At 74.2% G+C, this 19,999-nt stretch carries 20 protein-coding genes; 6 read left to right on the top strand and 14 right to left on the bottom strand.

From position 1 onward, the window contains the following. Positions 1–25 precede the first annotated feature (25 nt). Positions 26–508 carry an ATP-binding protein gene (locus ACIBQZ_RS12665; protein ID WP_396088710.1) on the top strand — a complete coding sequence of 161 codons (483 nt, stop codon included), beginning with the start codon at positions 26–28 and terminating at the stop codon, positions 506–508. 145 nt (positions 509–653) lie between these two features. Here the strand turns inward: ACIBQZ_RS12665 and ACIBQZ_RS12670 are convergent, their stop codons facing one another. The 12 genes from ACIBQZ_RS12670 to ACIBQZ_RS12725 form a co-directional block, all read right to left on the bottom strand. Then, entirely contained in the window at positions 654–1,580 is a 927-nt protein-coding gene (locus tag ACIBQZ_RS12670; RefSeq protein WP_396088711.1) for a hypothetical protein, read from the bottom strand. Next, entirely contained in the window at positions 1,577–2,350 is a 774-nt protein-coding gene (locus ACIBQZ_RS12675) for a phosphatase PAP2 family protein (protein ID WP_396088712.1), read from the bottom strand. Before ACIBQZ_RS12675 ends, ACIBQZ_RS12670 begins: the two co-directional genes overlap by 4 nt. A 165-nt stretch (positions 2,351–2,515) precedes the next feature. Continuing rightward, positions 2,516–3,133: a TetR/AcrR family transcriptional regulator gene (locus ACIBQZ_RS12680; RefSeq protein WP_396088713.1), complete on the bottom strand. Its 618-nt coding sequence runs from the start codon at positions 3,131–3,133 to the stop codon at positions 2,516–2,518. Positions 3,134–3,207: 74 nt separating this feature from the next. Continuing rightward, positions 3,208–4,044 carry a carbohydrate ABC transporter permease gene (locus ACIBQZ_RS12685; protein ID WP_396088714.1) on the bottom strand — a complete coding sequence of 279 codons (837 nt, stop codon included), beginning with the start codon at positions 4,042–4,044 and terminating at the stop codon, positions 3,208–3,210. Next, positions 4,041–4,982 carry a carbohydrate ABC transporter permease gene (locus ACIBQZ_RS12690; RefSeq protein WP_396088715.1) on the bottom strand — a complete coding sequence of 314 codons (942 nt, stop codon included), beginning with the start codon at positions 4,980–4,982 and terminating at the stop codon, positions 4,041–4,043. Before ACIBQZ_RS12690 ends, ACIBQZ_RS12685 begins: the two co-directional genes overlap by 4 nt. A gap of 6 nt (positions 4,983–4,988) precedes the next feature. Then, complete coding sequence (locus ACIBQZ_RS12695; protein WP_396088716.1) at positions 4,989–6,296, bottom strand: ABC transporter substrate-binding protein; 1,308 nt, start codon at positions 6,294–6,296, stop codon at positions 4,989–4,991. 1 nt (position 6,297) lies between these two features. Next, entirely contained in the window at positions 6,298–8,424 is a 2,127-nt protein-coding gene (locus ACIBQZ_RS12700) for a glycoside hydrolase family 36 protein (protein WP_396088717.1), read from the bottom strand. A gap of 2 nt (positions 8,425–8,426) precedes the next feature. Beyond that, the gene (locus ACIBQZ_RS12705) at positions 8,427–10,601 is read right to left on the bottom strand and encodes a carbohydrate-binding protein (protein ID WP_396088718.1); all 2,175 of its coding nucleotides are present in this window, start codon (positions 10,599–10,601) and stop codon (positions 8,427–8,429) included. A gap of 110 nt (positions 10,602–10,711) precedes the next feature. Beyond that, positions 10,712–11,740 carry a substrate-binding domain-containing protein gene (locus ACIBQZ_RS12710; RefSeq protein ID WP_396088719.1) on the bottom strand — a complete coding sequence of 343 codons (1,029 nt, stop codon included), beginning with the start codon at positions 11,738–11,740 and terminating at the stop codon, positions 10,712–10,714. 69 nt (positions 11,741–11,809) lie between these two features. Beyond that, on the bottom strand, positions 11,810–12,331 hold the full coding sequence (locus ACIBQZ_RS12715; protein WP_396088720.1) for a hypothetical protein: 522 nt from the start codon (positions 12,329–12,331) through the stop codon (positions 11,810–11,812). 42 nt (positions 12,332–12,373) lie between these two features. After that, complete coding sequence (locus ACIBQZ_RS12720) at positions 12,374–13,087, bottom strand: AbfB domain-containing protein (RefSeq protein WP_396088721.1); 714 nt, start codon at positions 13,085–13,087, stop codon at positions 12,374–12,376. A 448-nt stretch (positions 13,088–13,535) separates the two neighbouring features. Continuing rightward, positions 13,536–14,249 (bottom strand): FadR/GntR family transcriptional regulator, encoded by a 714-nt coding sequence (locus ACIBQZ_RS12725; protein ID WP_396088722.1) that lies wholly within the window; start codon positions 14,247–14,249, stop codon positions 13,536–13,538. Between the two features lie 209 nt (positions 14,250–14,458). Between ACIBQZ_RS12725 and ACIBQZ_RS12730 the strand changes: the two genes are divergently transcribed. The 4 genes from ACIBQZ_RS12730 to ACIBQZ_RS12745 all read left to right on the top strand — a co-directional run bounded on the left by ACIBQZ_RS12730 (position 14,459) and on the right by ACIBQZ_RS12745 (position 18,405). Continuing rightward, entirely contained in the window at positions 14,459–15,394 is a 936-nt protein-coding gene (locus ACIBQZ_RS12730; RefSeq protein WP_396088723.1) for an aldo/keto reductase, read from the top strand. Next, positions 15,391–16,236, top strand: coding sequence for an amidohydrolase family protein (locus ACIBQZ_RS12735; RefSeq protein WP_396088724.1), 846 nt, complete (start codon positions 15,391–15,393; stop codon positions 16,234–16,236). The genes ACIBQZ_RS12730 and ACIBQZ_RS12735 overlap by 4 nt, the downstream gene beginning before the upstream one ends. Positions 16,237–16,336: 100 nt before the next feature. Beyond that, on the top strand, positions 16,337–17,854 hold the full coding sequence (locus tag ACIBQZ_RS12740) for a PP2C family protein-serine/threonine phosphatase (RefSeq protein ID WP_396088725.1): 1,518 nt from the start codon (positions 16,337–16,339) through the stop codon (positions 17,852–17,854). Between the two features lie 104 nt (positions 17,855–17,958). Continuing rightward, positions 17,959–18,405 carry an ATP-binding protein gene (locus tag ACIBQZ_RS12745; protein ID WP_396088726.1) on the top strand — a complete coding sequence of 149 codons (447 nt, stop codon included), beginning with the start codon at positions 17,959–17,961 and terminating at the stop codon, positions 18,403–18,405. Positions 18,406–18,411: 6 nt separating this feature from the next. On the opposite strand, the gene ACIBQZ_RS12750 is transcribed toward ACIBQZ_RS12745, so the two are convergent. Then, a complete protein-coding gene (locus ACIBQZ_RS12750) occupies positions 18,412–18,732 on the bottom strand; it encodes an STAS domain-containing protein (RefSeq protein WP_396088727.1) in 321 nt (106 codons plus the stop codon). A gap of 136 nt (positions 18,733–18,868) precedes the next feature. Here ACIBQZ_RS12750 and ACIBQZ_RS12755 point away from each other — a divergent pair, with 136 nt between their 5' ends. Next, positions 18,869–19,765 (top strand): methyltransferase domain-containing protein, encoded by an 897-nt coding sequence (locus ACIBQZ_RS12755; protein WP_396088728.1) that lies wholly within the window; start codon positions 18,869–18,871, stop codon positions 19,763–19,765. On the opposite strand, the gene ACIBQZ_RS12760 is transcribed toward ACIBQZ_RS12755, so the two are convergent. Further along, on the bottom strand, positions 19,752–19,991 hold the full coding sequence (locus ACIBQZ_RS12760) for a hypothetical protein (protein WP_396088729.1): 240 nt from the start codon (positions 19,989–19,991) through the stop codon (positions 19,752–19,754). The genes ACIBQZ_RS12755 and ACIBQZ_RS12760 overlap by 14 nt on opposite strands. Between the last annotated feature and the right edge of the window lie 8 nt (positions 19,992–19,999).

Genomic DNA, 19,999 nt, shown 5'->3' on the forward strand with positions numbered 1-19,999 from the left:
CGCGCGGCAGGGCTATGGTTCCTGGATGGCCGCGCCGGATTCACCCCCCACCCAGAACCCGGGTGCGGGCGTGGCCGCCACCCCGGCCCCGGCGGCGGTCGAGGTGTTCACCCGGGGCTTCACCGCGGCGGAGATCACCGAGATGCGCCATGACCTGCGGCGGCACGCGGAGCGGACCGGGCTGCGGGGCGACGCCCTCGACGACTTCGTGATGGCCGTGAACGAGCTGGTGACCAACGCGGTGCGGCACGGCGGCGGCTGGGGCTCGCTGCGGCTGACCCTGAACGCCGACACGCTGATCGCCGATGTCAGCGACCGCGGCGCGGGCTTCGCCGGCCGGCTGCCGGTGACGGCGGGACCGCCCGCGGCCGACGTCCCCGGCGGGCGCGGGATCCTGCTCGCCCGCCGGCTCACCGACACCCTGCTGATCAGCGACGGCCCGGAAGGGGTCACCGTGACGGTGACCAGATGCCTGTCCGCCCCGGCGTCGGCACCCACCCAGCAGTAACCCCGACGGCGGCCTCGCCGGTGGCCGGGCAGGGCGGTTGCCGCAGGGAGCCGGCGCGGCGTGGAACGCCGGCCGGTGGCGGGCGGCGGGGGTAACCGGCGCGGCGTGCAGGGACCGGCGGCACCGGTGTTCAGGTCGGGTGGGGTCAGCGGGTCGAGGTGACGCGGGTGGCGGGCCGGCGGTTGCGCTGGGGCACCGGATTGCGGCGCGGCCGGCGGCGGGCCCGGCGCATGGAGCGGCGGCAGGTGGGCCGGGCAGTGACCCGCTCGGGCGCCGTCAGCAGCAGCACGCCGACCGTGGCCAGCACCGCGCCCGCGCCGGCCGCCAGCAGCGCGTCCCAGGTCAGGCCGGCGCCCAGGCCGAGCAGCGCGATCCCGATGCCCGCCGCCGCCACCGGGTTGGCGATGGTCAGCGTCGCCAGCGGGCCGCCCAGCCCGTACCGGTAGGCGGCCTGGGAGAGCAGCAGGCCCGCCGCCGAGAGCGCGACCACCGTCAGGGTGGTGCCGGCGACCATCGGCCGTTCCAGCGCGGCGAGCCCGTCGGCGCCGATGCGGAGCAGCACGGTCTGGGTCAGCGCCGACGAGGCGGCGAAGGCGGTCCCGCCGGCCGCGGCCAGCCGCAGGCCGGGCAGCCGGGCGGGTCCCGGCACCGCACGGTACGCCCGCCCGCTGAGCGCCACGATCAGCGCGCCCGAGGCCAGCACCAGCAGCACCACCTGCCGGTCGGTCAGGGCCCGGGCCGGCGCGGCCGTGCCGACGGCGATCAGCAGCGCGACCAGGCCCCCGACGGTCGCCACCGCGCCCCGCCACTCCCGGCGGCGGACCCGGCGACCGGCGACCGCCGCACCGACCGGCAGCGCCACCACCAGGGTCAGCGCGCCCAGCGGCTGCACCACCGCCAGCGAACCGTAGGCCAGCGCACCGATGTGCAGCAGCGCGCCGCCGCCGTTCAGCCCGATGATCATCCACCAGCGCGGGGCCGCGGCGAGGCGCTCCTGGACCACCGCCGCGAGGGCGTACGCCATGGCCGAGAGCAGCGCCAGCAGGACGGTCACCGCCAGGGCCCCGGTCATGCCGGCTGCTCCACGACCGTCGTGGTGACCGGGCGGCCGAAGGACGGGTGCGGTTGCGGCCCCGGCCACGGGCAGGCCAGCAGCACGAGGCCGTACAGGGCCGCGGCGACGAGGCCGTCCACCCAGTAGTGGTTGCCGGTCACCACGACCACCAGCAGGGTCAGCGCGGGGTGCAGCAGCCAGGCCCAGCGCCACCGCCCGCGGGTTACGGCCAGCAGCGTCACGGCGAGCGCCAGCGCCCAGCCGACGTGCAGGGACGGCATCGCGGCGTACTGGTTGGTCAGGGTGTCGGTGGCCGGGTCGCCGTACACGGCCGGTCCGACCAGGCGGCCGGTGTCGAGCATCCCGGTGCCGGTGAGCATCCGCGGCGGCGCGAGCGGCAGCAGCACGTGCACGACCATCGCGGCGGCGGTCAGCCCGGCAAGGCTGCGCCGGGCCCAGCGGTAGTGCGCCGGGCGGCGCAGGAACATCCACAGCAGGAAGGCGGCGGTGGCCGGGAAGTGCACGTACGCGTAGAAGGCGTTCGCCGTCTCCAGCAGCGTCCCGGGCCCGACGAACAAGTGCTGCACGGCCACCTCGTCGGGCAGGTGCAGGAACCGTTCCAGGTCCCACACCCGCCAGGCGTTGGCGAAGGCGACGTCGTCGCGGCCCTGGATCAGGATCCGGGCCAGCTTGTACACCAGGAACAGCCCGACCACCAGGGCCAGCTCGGGCAGGGCCCGCGGGCGCGCGGCCGGATCGGCGACCGGCGTTTTCTCGACCAGGCTCATCTGCCGGTCCCTCCGAGGGGTTTTGCGCCGGCCCCCCGGAGCTGCGTGGGGGTGGTGGACCGGCAGGTACTTACCGTCGGCGCGGTCGTCGGCGGGGCGTGCGGCACCGTCCGCCGGCGGTCCGGCCGGCGGAGTGCGGGTGGGGGAGTGCTCAGGTGGCTGGGGTCATCCGGGTCCGGACTCCGCCGCGGGCGCCGGGATGCCCTTGCTGAGCAGGTCGAGGGCCTCGCCGAAGATGTCCGCGAGGCTGCGCCCGGTCGCGCCGGTGGACCAGAGGCCCAGGCTGGTCTTGAGCGCGATGCCCGAGGCGTCGGCCAGCAGCCGGGGGTAGAGGTCGCGGGCGGCGTCGGTGCCGGTGCGCTCGGCGATGACCTCGGTCATCCGCCGGCTCAGCTCCTCGAAGCTGGTGAGGTGCTCGGCGAGCAGCGCGTGGTGGCAGCGGATGAGCCCGAGCAGCTGCATCAGGTCGTGCCCGGGCATGCTGTTCTCCAGCGAGGGCAGCAGCACGGCCCGCAGCGACTCCCAGATCGGCTCGCCGGCCGGGCGGCGGCGCAGGTTGTCGGCGACCTCGTGGGCGCGGTCCTGCAGCCCGGCGACGATCGCCTCCTCCTTGCTGGAGAAGTAGTTGCGGAAGGTGCGCGGCGAGACCCGCACCTCCTCGGCGATCCGCTCCGGGGTCAGGGCCGCGACCCCGTCGTCGAGGGCGAGCTTGAGCGCGGCGTCGCAGAGCGCGCGGCGGGTCGCCAGCTTCTTGCGCTCGCGCAGCCCCAGCTCGTCCGTCATGACCTTGACGCTACGTCTTTTTTCCGGACGTGCAAGTTTTCCAAATCGGAAACTTTGTGCTGTGGATCACCCGCTCATTTGACCGCCCCGCTGGTGATGCCGGCGATGATCCGGCGCTGGGCGACCGCGAGGACGACCACCAGCGGCAGGCTCATGAGGATCACGTACGCGAAGATGAGGTGCCAGTTGTTCAGGTACAAGCCCGCGCTCGCCACCCGGAACAGGTTGAGCGGCAGCGTGTCCAGCCGGCCGCCGATGACGAAGAACGCGTAGAAGACGTCGTTCCAGACGTACAGGCAGACCAGGATCGTGGCGGTGGCCAGCACCGGGCGCAGCATCGGCAGCACGATGCGGCGGAAGACCAGCACGGCGCCGGCCCCGTCGAGCTGCGCGGCCTCCTCCAGCGACGGCGGGATGGTCCGCACGAAGCCGGTCACGAAGAAGATCACCGTGGACAGGTAGATGCCGAGGTAGACGCCGATCATGCCGGTCGCCGTGCCGGCCAGGCCGAGCTGGCGCAGCAGCAGCACCACCGTGACCACCGCGGGCGGGAGCACGATGCCGCTGATCCCGATCGCGTACAGCGCGGCGTTGAGCCGGGTGGCCCGGCGGGCCAGCACCCAGGCGGCCATCGAGCCGAACGTCAGCACCCCGGCGACCGTGGGCACCACGACGAGCAGGCTGCCGAGCAGCGCCGCCGGCACGTCGCCCTCCACCCAGACCTGGCGGACGTTCTCCAGCAGCTGCCAGTGCCGCGGCGGGGACAGGTCCGGGTGCAGCGCCTCGCCCTGGGACTTCCCGGCCGTCATCACCACCAGCCAGAGCGGGACGCCGATCACCACGGCCACCAGCACGGTGGCGGCCACCGGTTGCAGCCGCCGCCAGATGGCTGCGTCGCTGAGCCCGGTCACAGGATCTCCTCCCGCTTGCGCAGCAGGTGGATGACCGGGAAGGCCAGCAGGGCCACCATCAGGAACAGCAGCAGGCTCATCGTGGTGGCCTGGGCGAACAGGCCCTGGCCGAAGGTCCGGAAGATGAAGATGTTGAGGATCTCGGTGGTCCGGGCCGGCCCGCCGCCGGTGGTGGCCTGGACGATGTCGAAGCCGTTCATCGAGCCGAGCAGGGCCGTGGCGACGTTGAAGGTGACGGCGGGGGCCAGCAGCGGCGCGCGGACCCGCCAGAAGGCGTACCACCGCGAGGCGCCGTCGATCCGCGCCGCCTCGATGACGTCCTCCGGGATCGTCTTGAGCCCGGCCAGGTAGATGAGCATCGACAGGCCCATCCACTTCCAGCCGTGGATGACCGCCACCACCACCAGGGTCCAGGTGGTGTCGCCCAGCCAGGCGTAGTCGAACGGGTGCCGCAGCATGCCGCCGATCAGCTGGTTGACGCTGCCCTCGGGCTTGAGCAGGGCCTGGAAGAGGTAGCCCACCGCCAGCGCGGACATCAGCACCGGCACCAGCAGCAGCACCCGGGCGATCCGGTTCAGCACGGTGTCACGTTCGAGCAGCACGGCCAGCCCGAAGCCGAACAGGTTCTGGAAGGCCGCCACCAGGACGGCGTACAGCAGGGTGATCCGCAGGGCGCGGAACAGGCTGCCGTCGGCCGCCAGCGCGGTGAAGTTGTCGAAGCCGACCGGGTTGATCGCGGCCTTGAACCCGGACCAGTCGGTGAAGGCGTAGACGAAGTTGAACAGCGTGGGCAGGAAGAAGAAGACCAGCAGCAGCGAGAAGGCGGGCAGCAGGAACCACGCCGGGTAGGTGCGCCGGTTGACGGTGCCGGCCCGGCGCCGGGCCGGCGGTGGGGGCGCGGGCGCCCGGGGCACCCGCGCTTTCTCCATCGTGGACATCGCCGGTCAGAATCCGGGGGCGCCGGCGGCCTTGGCCAGCTGCGCGAACTGGTCCTGGGTCGCCTTCGCGACCTGCTCCGGGGTCATCGTGCCGCCGATCATGTCGGCCAGGTTCAGGTAGAGGTCGGGATTGGCCACCGCGAGCGCCTGCATGGAGCCGACCGACGCGGGCAGGGCCGCGTGCACGTCGAGCAGGGCCTTCGGTACGCCGGCCGGGTTCGGCACCGCCGGCTCCAGCGACACGGTGTTGCGGTCGGCGACGAAGGAGGCGTACCCGGGGCCCATCCAGTACGCCAGGAGCTGGCGGGCGGCCGCCTCCCGCTCGGCGTCGCCGGTCTTGAACGCGACCAGCGCGTTGGACTGGTCCGGGATGAACGTGCCCACGTTGCCCGAGGGCGCGATCGGGAAGAAGCCGATCTTGCGGTCCAGCTCGGCGGTGTCGGCCTTGGCCTGCAACTGCCCGAAGAACGAGTTCACCTGGACGGCCATCGCCGCCTTGCCGCCCAGCAGCGCCGCCCCCTGGTCGGCGAACGTCGCGGTCCTGATGTCGGGGTTGAACAGGCCCTCCTTGATCAGCGACTGGTACCGCTTGATCGCGTTGAGCACGACCGGGCCGGCGAAGGTCTCCTTGCCGGTGTTCACCCTGTCCCAGAGCCCGTCCCGGGCGGCGTCGGCGAGCTGCACCTGCACCCACCACTGGGTGGCCCAGCGGTCCCCGCCCATCTCGTGGAACGGCGTGACGCCCTTGGCCTTGAGCTGCCGGGCGAGCGCCACCATCGCGTCGAAGTCCTTGGGCGGCGCGGTGATGCCGTGGGCGGCGAAGACCTCCTTGTTGTAGTAGACGCCCTCGACCGCGGGGCTGGTCACCAGCGCGGCGTAGCGGGTGCCGTCCAGGACGCCGGTGATGTCCTTGAGCTCGGAGGCGAGCGCGGTCAGCCACGGGGCGCCGGTCAGCGGCTGCAGGTTGGCCCGGGCGTTCAGCGCGGTCAGCATCGAGGCGGTCGGCTGCCAGAACGCCAGATCCGGCTGGTCCCCGGTGGCGACCTTGGTCTGCACCCCCTGCTCGTACGGGTCGGGGATGGTGACGACCTGGACCTTGGCGCCGGTCGCCCGCTGGAACTCCTCGATGACCTTCTTGGGCACGGTGTTGCTGTTCTGCGCGGCCCAGATGGTCAGCTGCACACCGTCCAGCTCGGCGGTGGGCTCCGGCCACGAGGCCACGGTCGTGGCGGGTGCCTCCGCGGACGGGTCACTGCACGCCGCGAGGCCGAGCGTGAGCACCGCCGCAGCGGCCAGTACCGGCAATCTTCGCATGTCAGCTCTCTTTCTCGGGTGGGGTGCCGCCCGCCCCGGCGACGAGCCGGAAGATGCGGGCGGCGGGCCCGGGACTGCCGGTCGCGACCGTCAGCGCTCCGGTGTCGAAGGAGGAGGTCCAGGGCGGCAACCGGCGGGGGTAGAGCACGTCGACCCGGACGGGCCGGTGGCGCAGGTGGGGTAGCTCCAGCCGGACGGCGGGATCGGCGCCCGGCCGCCGCCACACCGCGACGTACGTGACGTCGCCGGCGCGCAGGGCGAGGCTGAGCCAGCGGTCGGCGAAGCCGGGCAACCCGAGCGGCCACACCGGCACGGCCGTCGTCAGCGCGGCGCGGATCTCGCCGTACCGGTGCACCGCGTCGCGCACGAGCTCGCGCTGATCCGCGGTCATCGCGTCGAGGCGGCCGGAGAGGTAGAGCCGGCCGAGCATGCCGGTGCACATGGTGAAGGCGATCTGCTCGTCGGTCATGTCCGGCTGCGGGTAGGCCCAGCTGGCCGACTGCTCCGGCAGCACGGACAGCGGCGCGGCCACCGCGATCGGCGGGTAGCGCAGCGGGTCCTGCTGGTCGCTGGTGGACTGCAGCTGCATCCGGGACAGCAGCGCGTAGTCCATCCGCATGCCGCCCGAGGCGCAGTTCTCCAGGGTCAGCCCGGGATGGCGCGCCAGCACCCGGTCCAGCCAGGCCAGGTGCGCCCGGTTGTGGTCGAGCAGCCCGGCTCCGGCGCTGGCGGCGGCGAAGTCGGTGCCCACGCCCGGGTCGATGTTGTAGTCCAGCTTGAGGTAGCCCACGCCCAGCTCGCCGGCCAGCCGGTCGACCACCTCGTCCAGGTGCGCCACCGCGGCCGGGTGCCGCAGGTCCAGGTGGTAGCGGCCGTGCTCGACCAGCCGGACCCCGCCGCGCTGCAGGAACGCCGCGGCCGGCAGCCGGGCCGCCATCGGGCTGCGGACCCCGATCACCTCGGGCTCCAGCCACAGGCCGGGCACCAGCCCGTGGCCGCGGATCCGGTCCAGCACCTCACCGAGGCCGCCGGGGAACCGGGTGTGCGAGGGCTGCCACTCGCCGACGCTGTCCCACCACGTCGTGCCGTTGTCGTACCACCCGGCGTCCACGCAGAACACCTCGGCGCCGGCCGCCGCGGCGGCGTCCACCAGCGGCAGCAGCTTCGCCGTGGTCGGGTCGCCCATCAGCGTGTTCATGTAGTCGTTGAACACCACCGGCAGGTCCCGCCGGTCGGGATGCGCCCGCACCAGCGCCCGGCGGTGCCCGGTCAGCGCGGCGGCCGCGCCCGCCAGGCCGTGGCCGGAGACGGCGATCGACACCGGTACGGTCTCGAACGACTCGCCGGGAGCCAGCCGCTCCTGCCACTGGTGGTCGATGTCCGTCGGGCCCAGCAGCGCCACGTACGCGCCCTCGCGGCGCTCGCCGGCCTCCCAGCGCCACGGCCCGTTGTGCTCGATCTGCCACAGCCAGCTCCGGCCGGTGACCCGGTCGACGAGGCCCGCGGTGGGCAGGTGCACCCCGGTCGACCAGGTGCCGTCGCTGGTGACCGCGTACCGGCCGCGGCCGTCCTGGCCGTGCTCGCGCAGGCCGAGGTCGGGCAGGTGGCTGCGCAGCGGCTCGCGCGCCCAGCGGGCCTCGCCGAGCCACTCGCTGTCGGCCCGGACCAGGTCGAGGTCGTCCACGGTGGACCCGGCGAACCCGGCGGCGAACGAGGTCACGCCGAGCAGCAGCACCGGCTCGCGGCCCTCGTTGGTGATCCGGGTCCGCACCTGGCACGCGCCGACGCCGTCCGCCGAGCGGAACCACACCCGCGCGGCGAGGCCGGTGTGCTCGTCCCGCAGCTCGATCCGCAGCTCGTGCCAGCGCCCGTGCCGGCTCGCCGAGTGGGCGGTGTGGCGCAGCCGGACGCCCACCGCGGTGCCGGAGAAGCGGTGCGAGGCGCGGGCCCGGCCGGCGCCGGCGACCAGCAGCTCGACCAGGGGCTGGGTGGCCCGGGGCAGCGGCCGGCGGTCGTCGGGGGCGAGCGAGCGGATCCCGGCCGGGGCGTCCGGCGCGGCGTCCACGACGAGCCGCAGCGCCGGATGGCCCCAGGACACGGTGCTGGTGGTGGTGTCTCCCAGGAGCACGGTCAGCCCTGCCCGAGGGGTGCGGCGATCCGGATCAGGTCGAGGTTGGGCGCGTACCCGGTGGACGGGTTGCCGAAGGTGACGGTGTTGGCGCCGGCGGCCAGGTCGACGTCCACCACCGTGGTGCGGTAGTTCGACCAGCCGAGCGTGTTGCGGAAGTAGACCCGGCGGGCGGCGGCGCCGTTGACGCTGATCTCGGCGTACCGGTCGACGATGTTGCTGTTGTAGTTGGCCGCGCCGTCGCCCAGCTCGCCGTTGGCGTAGCCGACCACCATCCGGTAGCGGCCCGCGGCCGGGACGGTGACGCCGGTGAACCGCAGGGTGTTCGCCGCGCCGGCGCCGACGTAGCCGACATACCGGCCGCCGGAGGCCGCGGCGTCGCTGGTGACCACGGCCGTGCCGGAGCGGACGTTGCCGGCGGCCTCGGCCTCGTACGTGGTCACCGTGCCGCTGCCGGGGGAGACGTCGAGGAAGTCCAGGTTCACCGCGTCCCGGTCGTCGGCGGCGTACGCCTGCACGTCGATCCGGTTGATGCCCGCGGACAGGAACACCCTGCGGCTGACCGTGTTCCAGGTGTTCCAGGTCGCCGTGCCGGGCAGCGCCAGGTCGGTCAGGTCGGCGCCGTTGAGCCGCATCCGCACCGACCGGTCCACGGGCGCCCCGCTGTACGGCCCCGCGGAGTACCGCAACCCCACCGTGTAGGACCCGTCGGCCGGAGCCGTCACCACGAACTTGGTGCTCGCGGTGGTGCTGGCGCCGTACCCCTCGACGAAGTACGTGCCGGAGTAGCCGGTGTTGCCGCCGTAGGTGATCCGCGCGCTGCCGTCGGTGCGGGCGTACTCAGCCTCGTACCGCGCCGCCGAGGCGACCGTGGACAGATCGGTGTCCGGGGTGACCACGACCTGGTAGGCGGACGTGCCCTTGAGCCCGGTGAGCGGGACGGTGAGCTGGCCGCCGCTCGCGGTGTAGTCACCCTCGCGGACCAGGTAAGGGCCGGTGGACGGGTTGAGTCCCGAGGTGTCCACGGCCCAGACCGAGGCGTGCACGGTCGAGCCGAGGTAAGCCGCCGCGCCCAGCCCGGTGACCACCACGTCGGTGTCGTACGTGCCCGACGCCGGGTTGTTGCCGCCGAAGATGACCCGCGCCTGCTTCTTCGCCGGGTCCAGGGCCGCGAGCCCCTGCAGCGAACTGGTGGCCGAGGGCGGCGTGACCGCCACCGTGCCGCCGGTCAGCTCGCCGTACCACTTGTAGAGCCACCACGCGCCGGTCGCCTGGTTGTTGCGGGTGACCAGGTCGTTGAGCCCGCCCGCGGTGGTCCAGTAGGCCAGGCAGCCGTCCACCTTGCTCTTCTCGAACCGGGTGACGAACTGCACCAGGTTGCCGGGCACGCCCAGGTCGCCGGAGAACCGCCCGTACTCGTTGATGGAGATCGGCCGGGGGCTGATGCCCAGTGACGTCTCCAGCGCCCGGTAGTCGTTGTAGTGGCTCTCCCAGCCGGTGAAGAAGTCGTCGCCGAGCTCGTGCCAGGTCATCACGTCGGGCAGCACCCCGTTGGCCCGGGCGGCGGTCAGGAACGTGCGCAGGTCGGCGGCGCGGTAGCCGGCGAAGTTCGGCCCGGCGATGCGGGCGCCCGGGTCGATCGACCGGATCCGCTGGTAGACGGTCCGCCAGTCGGCGTTCAGGCCGGCGACGTCGTTGGCGTACCAGATCTGGTCGGGCTCGTTGAACGGCACGTAGACGTACGAGGCGCGGTACGGGTCGGCCACCACCTTGCGCGCGATGGTGTCCACCTTGGCCAGGTAGTCCGCGATGCCGAGGTCCTCGTACGGCCACTGCTGGTAGACGTCCTGCAGGTAGATCTGGATGTCCCGGCCGCCGGCCCGCTTGAACATCGGGGCGATCTTCAGCGCGTCGCCGTTGGGGTGCTGCCGGCCGTCCGGCGCCTTCTGTGCGGTGACCTGGGGCTTGAGGGCGGCCAGCATGGTCTCGTTCGGGATGCCCTCGTCGCCGAGGCCGTAGAGGAAGCCGGTGGCGCCGTACCGCAGCGCCCCGGTGCCGGCGGCGAGATCAACGACCAGCCGGGACGCGGCGGCCCGGGCGGGCGCGACGGGCTGCGCCGCCAGCAGGACGGCGACCGCGGCCAGGCAGCCGGTGACGCGTTTCTTCAGCGAGCTCACCGCGGACCTCCACGACTCGATGTGTGACCGGTCACATACATAGCAGTGAGTGTGACCGGTCACATCGACGGCCGGAAGAGGCCGTTACCGTTCTGTTACGAGCGGATGTCCTACCGCCGCCGCGGGGCCGCCGTCGACTCCCGGACCACCAGGTGCGGGGCGGGCAGCTCGGGATGCGACCCGGCCGGCGTGGCCAGGCACGCCTGCCCGAGGGCGACAAAATCCATCCGTACGGTGGTCAGCGCCGGCGTCCAGTAGGCCGCCCCGGGCACGTCGTCGAAGCCCACGATGCTGACGTCGCCGGGCACGTCCCGGCCCGCCTCGTGCAGCGCCCGGCGCACCGCCAGGGCGGTGTCGTCGTTGCCGCACAGGATCGCGGTGACCTGCGGATCCGCCGCCAGCCGCCGCCCGGCCAGGTACGCCGACCGGGGATCCCAGCCGCCGGCGACCACCTCGGGCACCGGGGCGCCGGCCGCCACCAGGGCGTCCCGCCAGCCGGTCTGCCGGGCGCCGGTGCCGGTCTCGGACGGGATGCTGACGTGCTGCACCGTCCGGTGGCCCAGGCCCAAAAGATGCTCGGTGGCCGCGCCGGCCGCCGGCCGTTCGTCCAGGTAGATCATCGGGCGGGTGCTGCCGGTGACCCCGCCGGCCTCGGTCACGGCGAGGGCCGGCACCTCCGCGGGCAGCGCCCGCAGCACCTTGGCGCCGGCGTCGTCGAACGCCACCACGATGACCCGGCCGGCGCTGGGATCGCTGACGTACTCGACGGCGTGCCGGACGTCCGCGGCCCGCCCCGACTCCACCACCCGCACGCCCACCGCCAGCCCGGCCAGCCGCGCGGCCTCCTCGATGCCCTGGAGGGTCGCGGCGTACCCGTAGAGGGTCGTGTTGGTGGTCACGACCGTGACCGCGCCGGCCCGCCCGGCGCCCAGCGCCCGGGCCGCGCGGTTGGGCCGGTAGCCGAGCCGGCCGATCACCTCCAGCACCGCGCGGCGGGTGGCCGGGCTGACGCTCGGCGACTCGTTGAGCACCCGCGAGACGGTCTGGTAGGACACTCCGGCGGCGGCCGCGACGTCACGGATGCTCAGCGAGGGCTCGCGTCGCCGCCGGGCCGGCCGGTCGGAGGGAGTTCTCGTCACTGCGCCATCGTGTGCGCCCGCCGGGCGGAGGTCAAAGACATGAGAGCCATGTCGCGGGCGCCGGGCCGGTCAGGGCCGGCGCTTGCGCAGGTTCGGGATGATCCACTCGGTCGGCGGCCAGCCCGGCACCGGGAGCTTGTGGCTCAATGCCGCGATCACCCAGCCGTGGTCGGCGCTGCGCCGGGTGATGAACGCCTGGCTGGTGGCCGCCGGGCCACGGTCGGGCGCGCCCGAGTGGGCCAGGGTGGGCACCACGGTGAGCTCCATGTCGGCGCCGACCGGCTGCGAGCGGCTCGCCGTCGGCATCCCGGCGGCGAGGAACGCGTAGAACCGGCGCCAGTGCCGCGCGCAGCGTTGCAGCATGTCGGGGAACCAGGGGTCGGCGGAGTCGCGGGCGGCGAGCGCCGCGGCCCGGGCGTCGTCAGGCCGCTCGTTCATCCCCAGCAGGAAGCTCTGCGCGATGGTCATCCGCAGGTCGTCGTCGAGCGGCACCCAGATCCGCCGGGGGTCCCCGGCGCCGTGCACCCGCTCCGCCCACATCGCGATGGCCTGCAGGCTGCTCGACGGTGCGCCGTCGGTGGGTGGGGGCATTGCCTCATTCCTCTCCCGCCCGCGGGCCGCGCGGGCGGGTGATCAGAGCGGGGAGCGGACGACGAACTGGGTCGCCGTGCCGGTCGTCGCCGGGGTGAGCCGCAGCAGCGAGCGGCTCTCGGTCAGGAACCTGTCCGGGTAGTTGTGCGAGCGCAGCGCGACGACGCCGGCGCGGCTGCCGCCGCGCGGGCAGAAGGTGGCGTCCTCGGCGAACAGCCGGCTCCGCTCCGCCCGGTCCAGCCGGATCTCGAAGTTCCGGTGCCGCAGGAACCAGCCCGGGTAGTTGGCCGCCTCGAACGACACACACTCCGGGTCGGCCAGTCCACGCCGGACGATCAGGCGCGAGTCCGCGCGGGACAGTGCCGTGCTCTCCGGGCCGATGCGGTCGGCCCGGCCCCGGAAGTCGCGGTGCCGCACCCGGTAGCCCGGCGCGCCGGCGAGCTCGAGGCCGATCGTGGCCCCGGCCCGCAGGGCCGGCGTGGCGGGCGGCGGCGAGGTGGGCCGGCGGGTGGGGGAGGCGGTGACCCGCGCGTGGCGGGCCGGCTCCCGTGGCACCTCGGACCTGGTCCGGACGGGCCCGGAGACGCCGGAGGTCGCCGGGGAGCCGGACGACGGCGTCGGGTAGAGCGGCGTCGGGTAGAACGGCGGCGGCAGGATCGGAGCGGCCGGCAGCTGCCATTCGCTGTTCGCGGCCGGTGTCGCCGGTTCCCCGCCGATCTGCAGGGCGGCGATCCCGATCACCAGCAGGCCCGCCACGGCGGCACAGAAGACCAACGAGGTGCCCCGGCGGTCGTTCTTCGAGCCGGCACTTAATTCATAAGATGTATCGATATCCGGCGAGGATTGTGAACGGTAAACACTCGTTCGAGTCAGGGGGCTGTCGGCGGGCGGAAATGCCTGGTACGGCGGTAACCACCCGCCCACCCGTAGCCGGGTGCGGGCGTCGTCCTCAGAGGTCATGCGCTTCCGTTCGCTGAGAATCGGGCCGGATCGCGGGGGACCGCGGTGGCCGACGCGGATATGCTCCGGCCTTCGGGCGAACTTCGCAACCCTTACATCGTCAGATGTCTGGAATGGCCCCCGGTCGATGCCCTCCGGGCCGGCCGCCGGCGGCCGGCGGATCGGAAAGCCGCGGCGGCCGATATCGACAAGACATCCATTCCGGTGAATCACCCGGCGATTCTCCGGGGCCCGGTCCCTGCGCTTATGCCGGCGGTGCGGTGGTGCCGGGCTCGGACGGCGCGGGCAGCAGCGAGCGCAGCCACGACTCGGACGTGTTGAGGTGCACCAGCGCGGCCGCCTGGGCCAGCACCGGGTCGCCCGCGCGCAGCGCCTGGTAGATCTGCTCGTGCTCGGCGACCGTCCGGGCCGGCACCGCGCGGTCGGAGGCGCCGCGCCAGAGCCGGGCCCGCAGCGTGCGCCCGCCGAGCCCGTCCAGCAGCGACACCAGCGACTCGTTGGCGGTGGCCGCGGCGATGACGTGATGGAACTCGGCGTCGTAGCGCAGCAGCAGCTCCGCGTCGTCGGCGGCCGCCCGCATCCGGTCCAGCAGCCCGGCCAGCTCGGCCAGCTGCGGCGCCGAGATGCGGCTCGCGGCCAGGCCGGTCGCGGCCGGCTCCAGCAGCCGGCGGACCTCCATGATCTGCGGCAGGCTGTCGTCGCGCAGCAGGTCGACCGCGAGGCCGAAGCCCTCCAGCAGCAGCCGCGGCGCCAGGCTGGTGACGTAGGTGCCGTCACCGCGGCGCACGTCGACGACCCGGGCCAGCTCCAGGGCCTTGACGGCCTCGCGCAGACCGCTGCGCGACAGCCCGAGCTGGGCGCTGAGCTGCGGCTCCGGCGGCAGCCGGTCGCCGGGGGCGAGCTGTTCTGACTGGATCAGATCCCTGATCTTGGAGATCGCCTCGTCGGTGAGCGCCACGGGCGACCTCCTTGTCCGTCATCGCGGCCGAGCAGCCGCTACCGGGAGGATAAGGCTCCGGGCGCCGCGCCGGTCACCTGCTCGGCGTCCCGGGAGATGCCGTCCGGCCGGCACCCCGGCGTGCGGGCCGTCCCGGCAACCGGGCCGCCCTTTACGGCAGCGGTTTTCGCGTGCCACCATCCGCTGATGCTGATCGATGTCCGCGGCTGATGGAGTACCGGCCGATCGAGGGCACGGACCTGCGCGTCTCGGTGCTCGGCTACGGCGCCGCGCCGCTGGGCGACGTCTACGGCCAGGTCGATCCGGCGACCGGGATCAGGTCCGTCCGGGCCGCGCTCGACCTCGGCGTCACGGTCATCGACGTGTCGCCGTACTACGGCCGGACCCGGGCGGAGACCGTCCTCGGTCGGGCCCTCGCCGGCGTCGACCGGGACGCGTACACGCTGGCGACCAAGGTGGGCCGGTACGGCCTCGACGACTTCGACTTCGGCGCCGCCCGGGTCCGCCGCAGCGTCGACGAGAGCCTGGCCCGGCTCGGCACCGGGCACCTCGACCTGGTCCAGGTGCACGACATCGAGTTCGGCGACCTCACCCAGGTCGTCGACGAGACCCTGCCCGCGCTGGCCGGCCTGCGGGAGGCCGGCAAGATCCGCCACCTCGGTGTCACCGGCTACCCGCTGGCCGCGCTCGCCTCGGTGGCCGCCCGCGCCGAGCTGGACACCGTGCTGTCCTACTGCCACTACACCCTGCTCGACCGGTCCCTGGCGGACTGGGCGCCGATGTTCGCCGAGCGGGGCGTAGCGGTCCTCAACGCCTCGCCGCTGGCCATGGGCGCGCTCACCGCCCGCGGCGCCCCGCCCTGGCATCCGGCGCCCGCCGAGGTGCTGCGGTGCTGCGCGGCGGCCGCCGAGGTGTGCGCGCGGCGCGGCACCACCCTGGAGGAGCTGGCGCTGCGGTTCGCCGTCGGCTACCCGGGGGTGGCGACCACCTTCGTCGGCATGCCCGACGAAGAACAGGTCCGCGCCAACGTCCGCGGGGCGCTCGGCCCTCCCGACCCGGACCTGCTCGCCGAGGTGGACCGGGTGCTCGCGCCGGCGCGGAACCGCACCTGGCCCAGCGGCCGGCCGGAGAACAACCGGCCGTGACCGCGCTCGTCGACGCCCACCTGCACCTGTGGGACCCGCGCCGGTTCCGGTATCCCTGGCTGGCCGGCCTGCCCGCCCTGGACCGGCCGTTCGGGCCGGCCGAGCTGGACACCGGCGGTCACCGGCTCACCGGCGCGGTCTTCGTCGAGGCCGGCCGCGCCCCGGCGCAGGCCGTCGACGAGATCCGCTGGGTCGAGCGGTTCGCGGCCGGCCTGCCGGCACTGCGCGGCGCGGTCGCGCACGCGGACCTCGAACGCGGCGGGGAGGTCGCGGCGGACCTGCGCCGGCTCGCCGCGATCCCGCTGGTGCGCGGGGTACGCCGCAACGTCCAGGACGAGCCACCCGGCTTCGCCACCGGCCCCGGCCACCTCGACGGTGTCCGGTTGCTCGCCGGGCACGGCTTCACCGCCGACCTGTGTGTCCGGCACGCCCAGCTGCCCGAGATCACCGAGCTGGTCGCCCGGGTGCCCCAGGTGACCTTCGTCCTCGATCACCTGGGCAAGCCGCCGGTGCGCGACGGCGGCCTCGACCCCTGGCGCGAGCACCTGCGCCGGCTCGCCGGGCACCCCAACGTCGTGTGCAAGCTGTCCGGGCTCACCACCGAGGCCGGTCCGGGCCGTGGCGAGCCCGCCGACCTGCTTCCGTACCTGCGGCACGCGCTGGCCGAGTTCGGCCCGGACCGCTGCCTGTTCGGCGGTGACTGGCCGGTCGCCACCCTGACCTCCCGCTACGACCACTGGGTGGCCGTGGTGCTCGAGGCGCTCGCCGGGCATCCGCCGGCGCACCGTGAGCAGGTCCTGGCCGGCACCGCCACCCGGGTCTACCGGCTGCCCCCGGCCTGACCGGCGGTCACAGTGGACCCGGGCGGGCCGCGGGACGCGCCGCCGGCCGTCCCGCGATCGGTGGGTTACCCCGCCCGTGTCGACCGTTAGGCTGCTGGGCATGGTGACTGAGGGTGCGCCGGCCGACGCGGTCACCGTGGTGCGGGAGGTGCTCGCCGTGGCCCCGGCCGGCTGTTCCTGGTTGCTGCCGGAGCGGGACGCCGCCGGGCACGTCGCCGACTTCCGGATCGCCGCGGTCAGCGGCCTGCAGAGCGACGTCCACGGCCGGGGCACCAGCCGGGTCGGTGCGCTGCTCACCGCGCTGTACCCGAGCGTCGCCGGCGGGCCGTTGTGGCGGATCTACGAGCAGGTCCTGGCCACCGGCGAGCCCGGCGAGCTGCACCGGTTCCAGTACCAGCAGAACCCCACCGATCCCGAGGCGTTGTTCGACGTCAGCGTGCACCCGCTGCGGGGCGGCCTGCTGGTCTGGTGGCAGCGCCTCGACGAGGACCACCGGCGGCTGCAGCGCACCGAGCTGCTGGGCCAGCTCGGCTGGGCCGAGTACGACCTGCGCACCGCGCGCAGCAGGTGGTCGCCGGGCATGTACCGGATCTTCGACCGGGATCCCGCGCTGGGCCCGCTGTCCCGCACCGAGCAGGCGGCGATGCTGGTCCCCGCCGACGAGGGGCTCAGCGAGGCGGCCTGGCAGACCCTGGACAGCGGCGCCACCTCGGACGTGACGGTCCGTTTCCAGCCGGCCGGGCGGGTCAAGTATCTGCGCATCCTGTCCGACGTGGCGCGGGACGCGGACGGGGTGCCGATGAAGATCTGCGCGGTGGTGCAGGACGTCACCGCCCGGGTGGACTCGCGGAGCGAGATCGAGCGGCTGGGCGACCGGCTGCGGAGCCGGGAGATCACCGCGCTGGCCGAGCACCGGCTCGCCGGTCAGCTGCAGAATCTCATCCAGCCGGTGCCCCGGGACCCGTTCCCGCTGCCCGGCCTGCAGGCCGCGGTCAGCTACCTGCCGGCCGAGCGCGCGGTGCAGGTCGGCGGCGACTGGTATCACGCGCAGGCCCTGCCCGGCGGGCAGTCGCTGCTGGCCATCGGCGACGTCGCCGGGCACGGGCTGGGGGCCGCCAGCGGCATGGCCCACCTGCGGTTCGCGCTGGTGGCCTGGCTGTCGGTGGGGATCAGCGACCCGGGCGAGCTGGTCGCGAACCTGAACCGGCTGAGCCGCCAGCTCGCCGTCACCGGCACCGCGGTGATCGCGGCCTACGACCCGGCGACCCGGGTGCTCTCCTGGGCCCGCGGCGGCCACATGGCCCCGCTGCTGACCCGGGCCGGGCGCACCGGCGAACTGGCGCTGCCGCCCGGGGTGCTGCTCGGCGCGGCCGACCGGTCCCGCTATCCGGTCGTCAGCGTGCCGCTGTGCCCGGACGACCTGGTGCTGTTCTACACCGACGGGCTGGTGGAGCGGCGCGACCCCGGCGACGCGGGGCTGCTGGACGAGGTCATGCGGACCATGTCCGAGGTGTCGGGCGAGACCGGAGACCTGACGCTCAAGCGCCTGCGGGACCTGCTGCCGGCCGCCGGCCCGGACGACGACACCTGCACCCTCGCCGTGCGCGTCCTGTCCTGACCGCGCGCCGGGGCCGCCGCCCCGGGAAGATCAACCCCCGGTATCGACCACGGCGAATCGTCGCTAAGGTTTCCTCAAGATCCGGGAGGGCAATGAGCGACCCCATGAGTCTGTTGCGGACCGCGCTGCCGCCCGCCCAGGCCGTGGAGCTGGAGCGCTGGCTGCTCTCGAGCGGCACGGACCTGCGGCCGATGCGGGTGGGGCTGAGTGCCGCGCTGACCGCGTACGGGCTGGTCGGCCCGGCGGAGCCGGCCGAGACCGGGGACCGGGTGATCCTGGTGGCCACCGAGCTGGCCAGCAACGCCCTGCGGCACGGCTCGCCGCCGGCGGTTGTCGTGCTGCTGCGCGGCGCCGGTGAGTTCCTGCTCGACGTGGCGGACCACGACCCGGCCGGGACACCCCAGCTCGCCCACGTCGGCCACGACGGCGTCGGCGGCCGGGGCCTGCACATCGCCCGCACCCTGTCGCGCGAGATGTGCTGGTATCGCACCGACCGGACCAAGCACATCTGGGCGTCCTTTCCCACCCGCGCGGACGGCGCCGGCGGGTGAGCCCGGTCAGCCCGCGAACACCTCGGCCAGGCCGGTGATCTCGAGGACCTGGCGCACCATGCCCGCGGCGTTGGTCACGCGGAACCCCCGGCCCTCCCGGCGCGCCGCCTCGAAGCCCGCCAGCAGCCCGGCGATGCCGTGCGAGTCCAGGAACGCGGTGTGCCGCAGATCCACCACCACCCGGTGCACGCCCGGCGCCCGGGCGGCGCGCACCAGGGCGTCGCTCAGCTCGCCGGCCACGCTCATGTCGAAGTCACCGGCCAGGCACACGGTCAGCACTCCGCCGGGCCCCAGCTCGGTGCTGATCTCGTGGATCGGAGTAGTCACAAGCAGCATGTCTAGCACGGAGGTATGACATCGCACCCCGGACGCACAGCACGATCCGGTCACGTCGGCGGCCCGCCGGACCGGCCGGGTGGTAATCCGCTGGCCGCCCCCGGCGGGGTCGGTTAGCGTCCCGGCCATGGTCTACCAGCACCCCCTGATGTACCTGCTCGGCCTGGAGGGCGTCGCCCTGCTGCGGGCGTTCGCGGGGGAGCGAGACCGGGAGTTCGCCGAGGCCCGGATCGCCGAGATCCGCCGGCTGCTGGACAGCCCGGAGCTGACCGGCCCCGGCGTGACGGCGGCCCGGGTCGGCACGGTGGCCGGCTACCGGGCCTGGTCGCGGACCTACGACGAGCCGGGCAACGGGCTGTTCGCGTTCGAGGAGCCGCTCGTGCACGGCACCGTCGACCTGCTGCCGGCCGGCGTCGCGCTGGACGCCGCCTGCGGCACCGGCCGGCACGCCGCGTACCTGGCGGGCCGGGGCCACCGGACGATCGGCGTGGACAGCTCGCCGGAGATGCTCCAGCGGGCCCGCGCCCGGGTGCCCGGCGCGGAGTTCCGGCTGGGCGAGCTGCACCGGCTGCCGGTGCCGGACGGCCACGTCGACCTCGTCGTGTGCGCGCTGGCCCTGGTCCACCTGGGCGAGCTCGGGCCGGCCTTCGCCGAGTTCGCCCGGGTGCTGCGCCCCGGCGGCCGGCTGCTGATCACCGACGTGCACCACGAGACGGTGGCGCTGGGCTCGGTGCCCCGGATGCGCTCCGCCGCGGGGGAGCCGGGACTGCTGCCCGCGTACCGCCATCACGCGGCCGACTACCTGGCCGCGGCGCTGCCGCTGGGTCTGCGGGTACGGCGGTGCGAGGAGCCCGGACGCGCCGGCGGCGAGGTGCCGGCCGGGGCGGCGCCGGCGGAGATCGAACCCGGGCCCTGGGACAGCTGGCCGTGGTCGCTGGTGGGCCTCGTGCCGGCGGCGTCGGCGGCCGCTTGGCACGACGCGCCCGCGGTGATCTTCTGGGACTTCGAGCTCAGCGCGGGCTGACCTGCTCCCGCCGTACGGCCGCGCCCGCCGTGGCCGCGACGGCGGCCCGGACGAGCTGTTCGCTGGCCGACAGCATCAGCTGCGCCGCGTGGTGGAGCTGCAGGGCCTGCTCGGCCGGCACCTCGCCGGCGTACGCCAGGTCCCAGACCGCCGACCGGAGGCCGTCGGTGATCTCCTGAACGCTCTGTCGTCCCTGCTCAGGTGCGGTGTCCGGGGTGACCGACACGTGTTGAC

Origin of the sequence: Actinoplanes sp. NPDC049599 (assembly GCF_044465625.1) — a bacterium.
Classification (GTDB): domain Bacteria; phylum Actinomycetota; class Actinomycetes; order Mycobacteriales; family Micromonosporaceae; genus Actinoplanes.

Excerpts from the sequence above, each read along its gene's own strand:
- ACIBQZ_RS12695 (WP_396088716.1), bottom strand. The coding sequence starts at position 6,296 with ATGCGAAGATTGCCGGTACTGGCCGCTGCGGCGGTGCTCACGCTCGGC.
- ACIBQZ_RS12680 (WP_396088713.1), bottom strand. The coding sequence starts at position 3,133 with ATGACGGACGAGCTGGGGCTGCGCGAGCGCAAGAAGCTGGCGACCCGC.
- ACIBQZ_RS12740 (WP_396088725.1), top strand. The coding sequence starts at position 16,337 with ATGGTGACTGAGGGTGCGCCGGCCGACGCGGTCACCGTGGTGCGGGAG.
- ACIBQZ_RS12670 (WP_396088711.1), bottom strand. The coding sequence starts at position 1,580 with ATGACCGGGGCCCTGGCGGTGACCGTCCTGCTGGCGCTGCTCTCGGCC.
- ACIBQZ_RS12665 (WP_396088710.1), top strand. The coding sequence starts at position 26 with ATGGCCGCGCCGGATTCACCCCCCACCCAGAACCCGGGTGCGGGCGTG.
- ACIBQZ_RS12715 (WP_396088720.1), bottom strand. The coding sequence starts at position 12,331 with ATGCCCCCACCCACCGACGGCGCACCGTCGAGCAGCCTGCAGGCCATC.
- ACIBQZ_RS12690 (WP_396088715.1), bottom strand. The coding sequence starts at position 4,982 with ATGTCCACGATGGAGAAAGCGCGGGTGCCCCGGGCGCCCGCGCCCCCA.
- ACIBQZ_RS12745 (WP_396088726.1), top strand. The coding sequence starts at position 17,959 with ATGAGTCTGTTGCGGACCGCGCTGCCGCCCGCCCAGGCCGTGGAGCTG.
- ACIBQZ_RS12755 (WP_396088728.1), top strand. The coding sequence starts at position 18,869 with ATGGTCTACCAGCACCCCCTGATGTACCTGCTCGGCCTGGAGGGCGTC.
- ACIBQZ_RS12675 (WP_396088712.1), bottom strand. The coding sequence starts at position 2,350 with ATGAGCCTGGTCGAGAAAACGCCGGTCGCCGATCCGGCCGCGCGCCCG.
- ACIBQZ_RS12730 (WP_396088723.1), top strand. The coding sequence starts at position 14,459 with ATGGAGTACCGGCCGATCGAGGGCACGGACCTGCGCGTCTCGGTGCTC.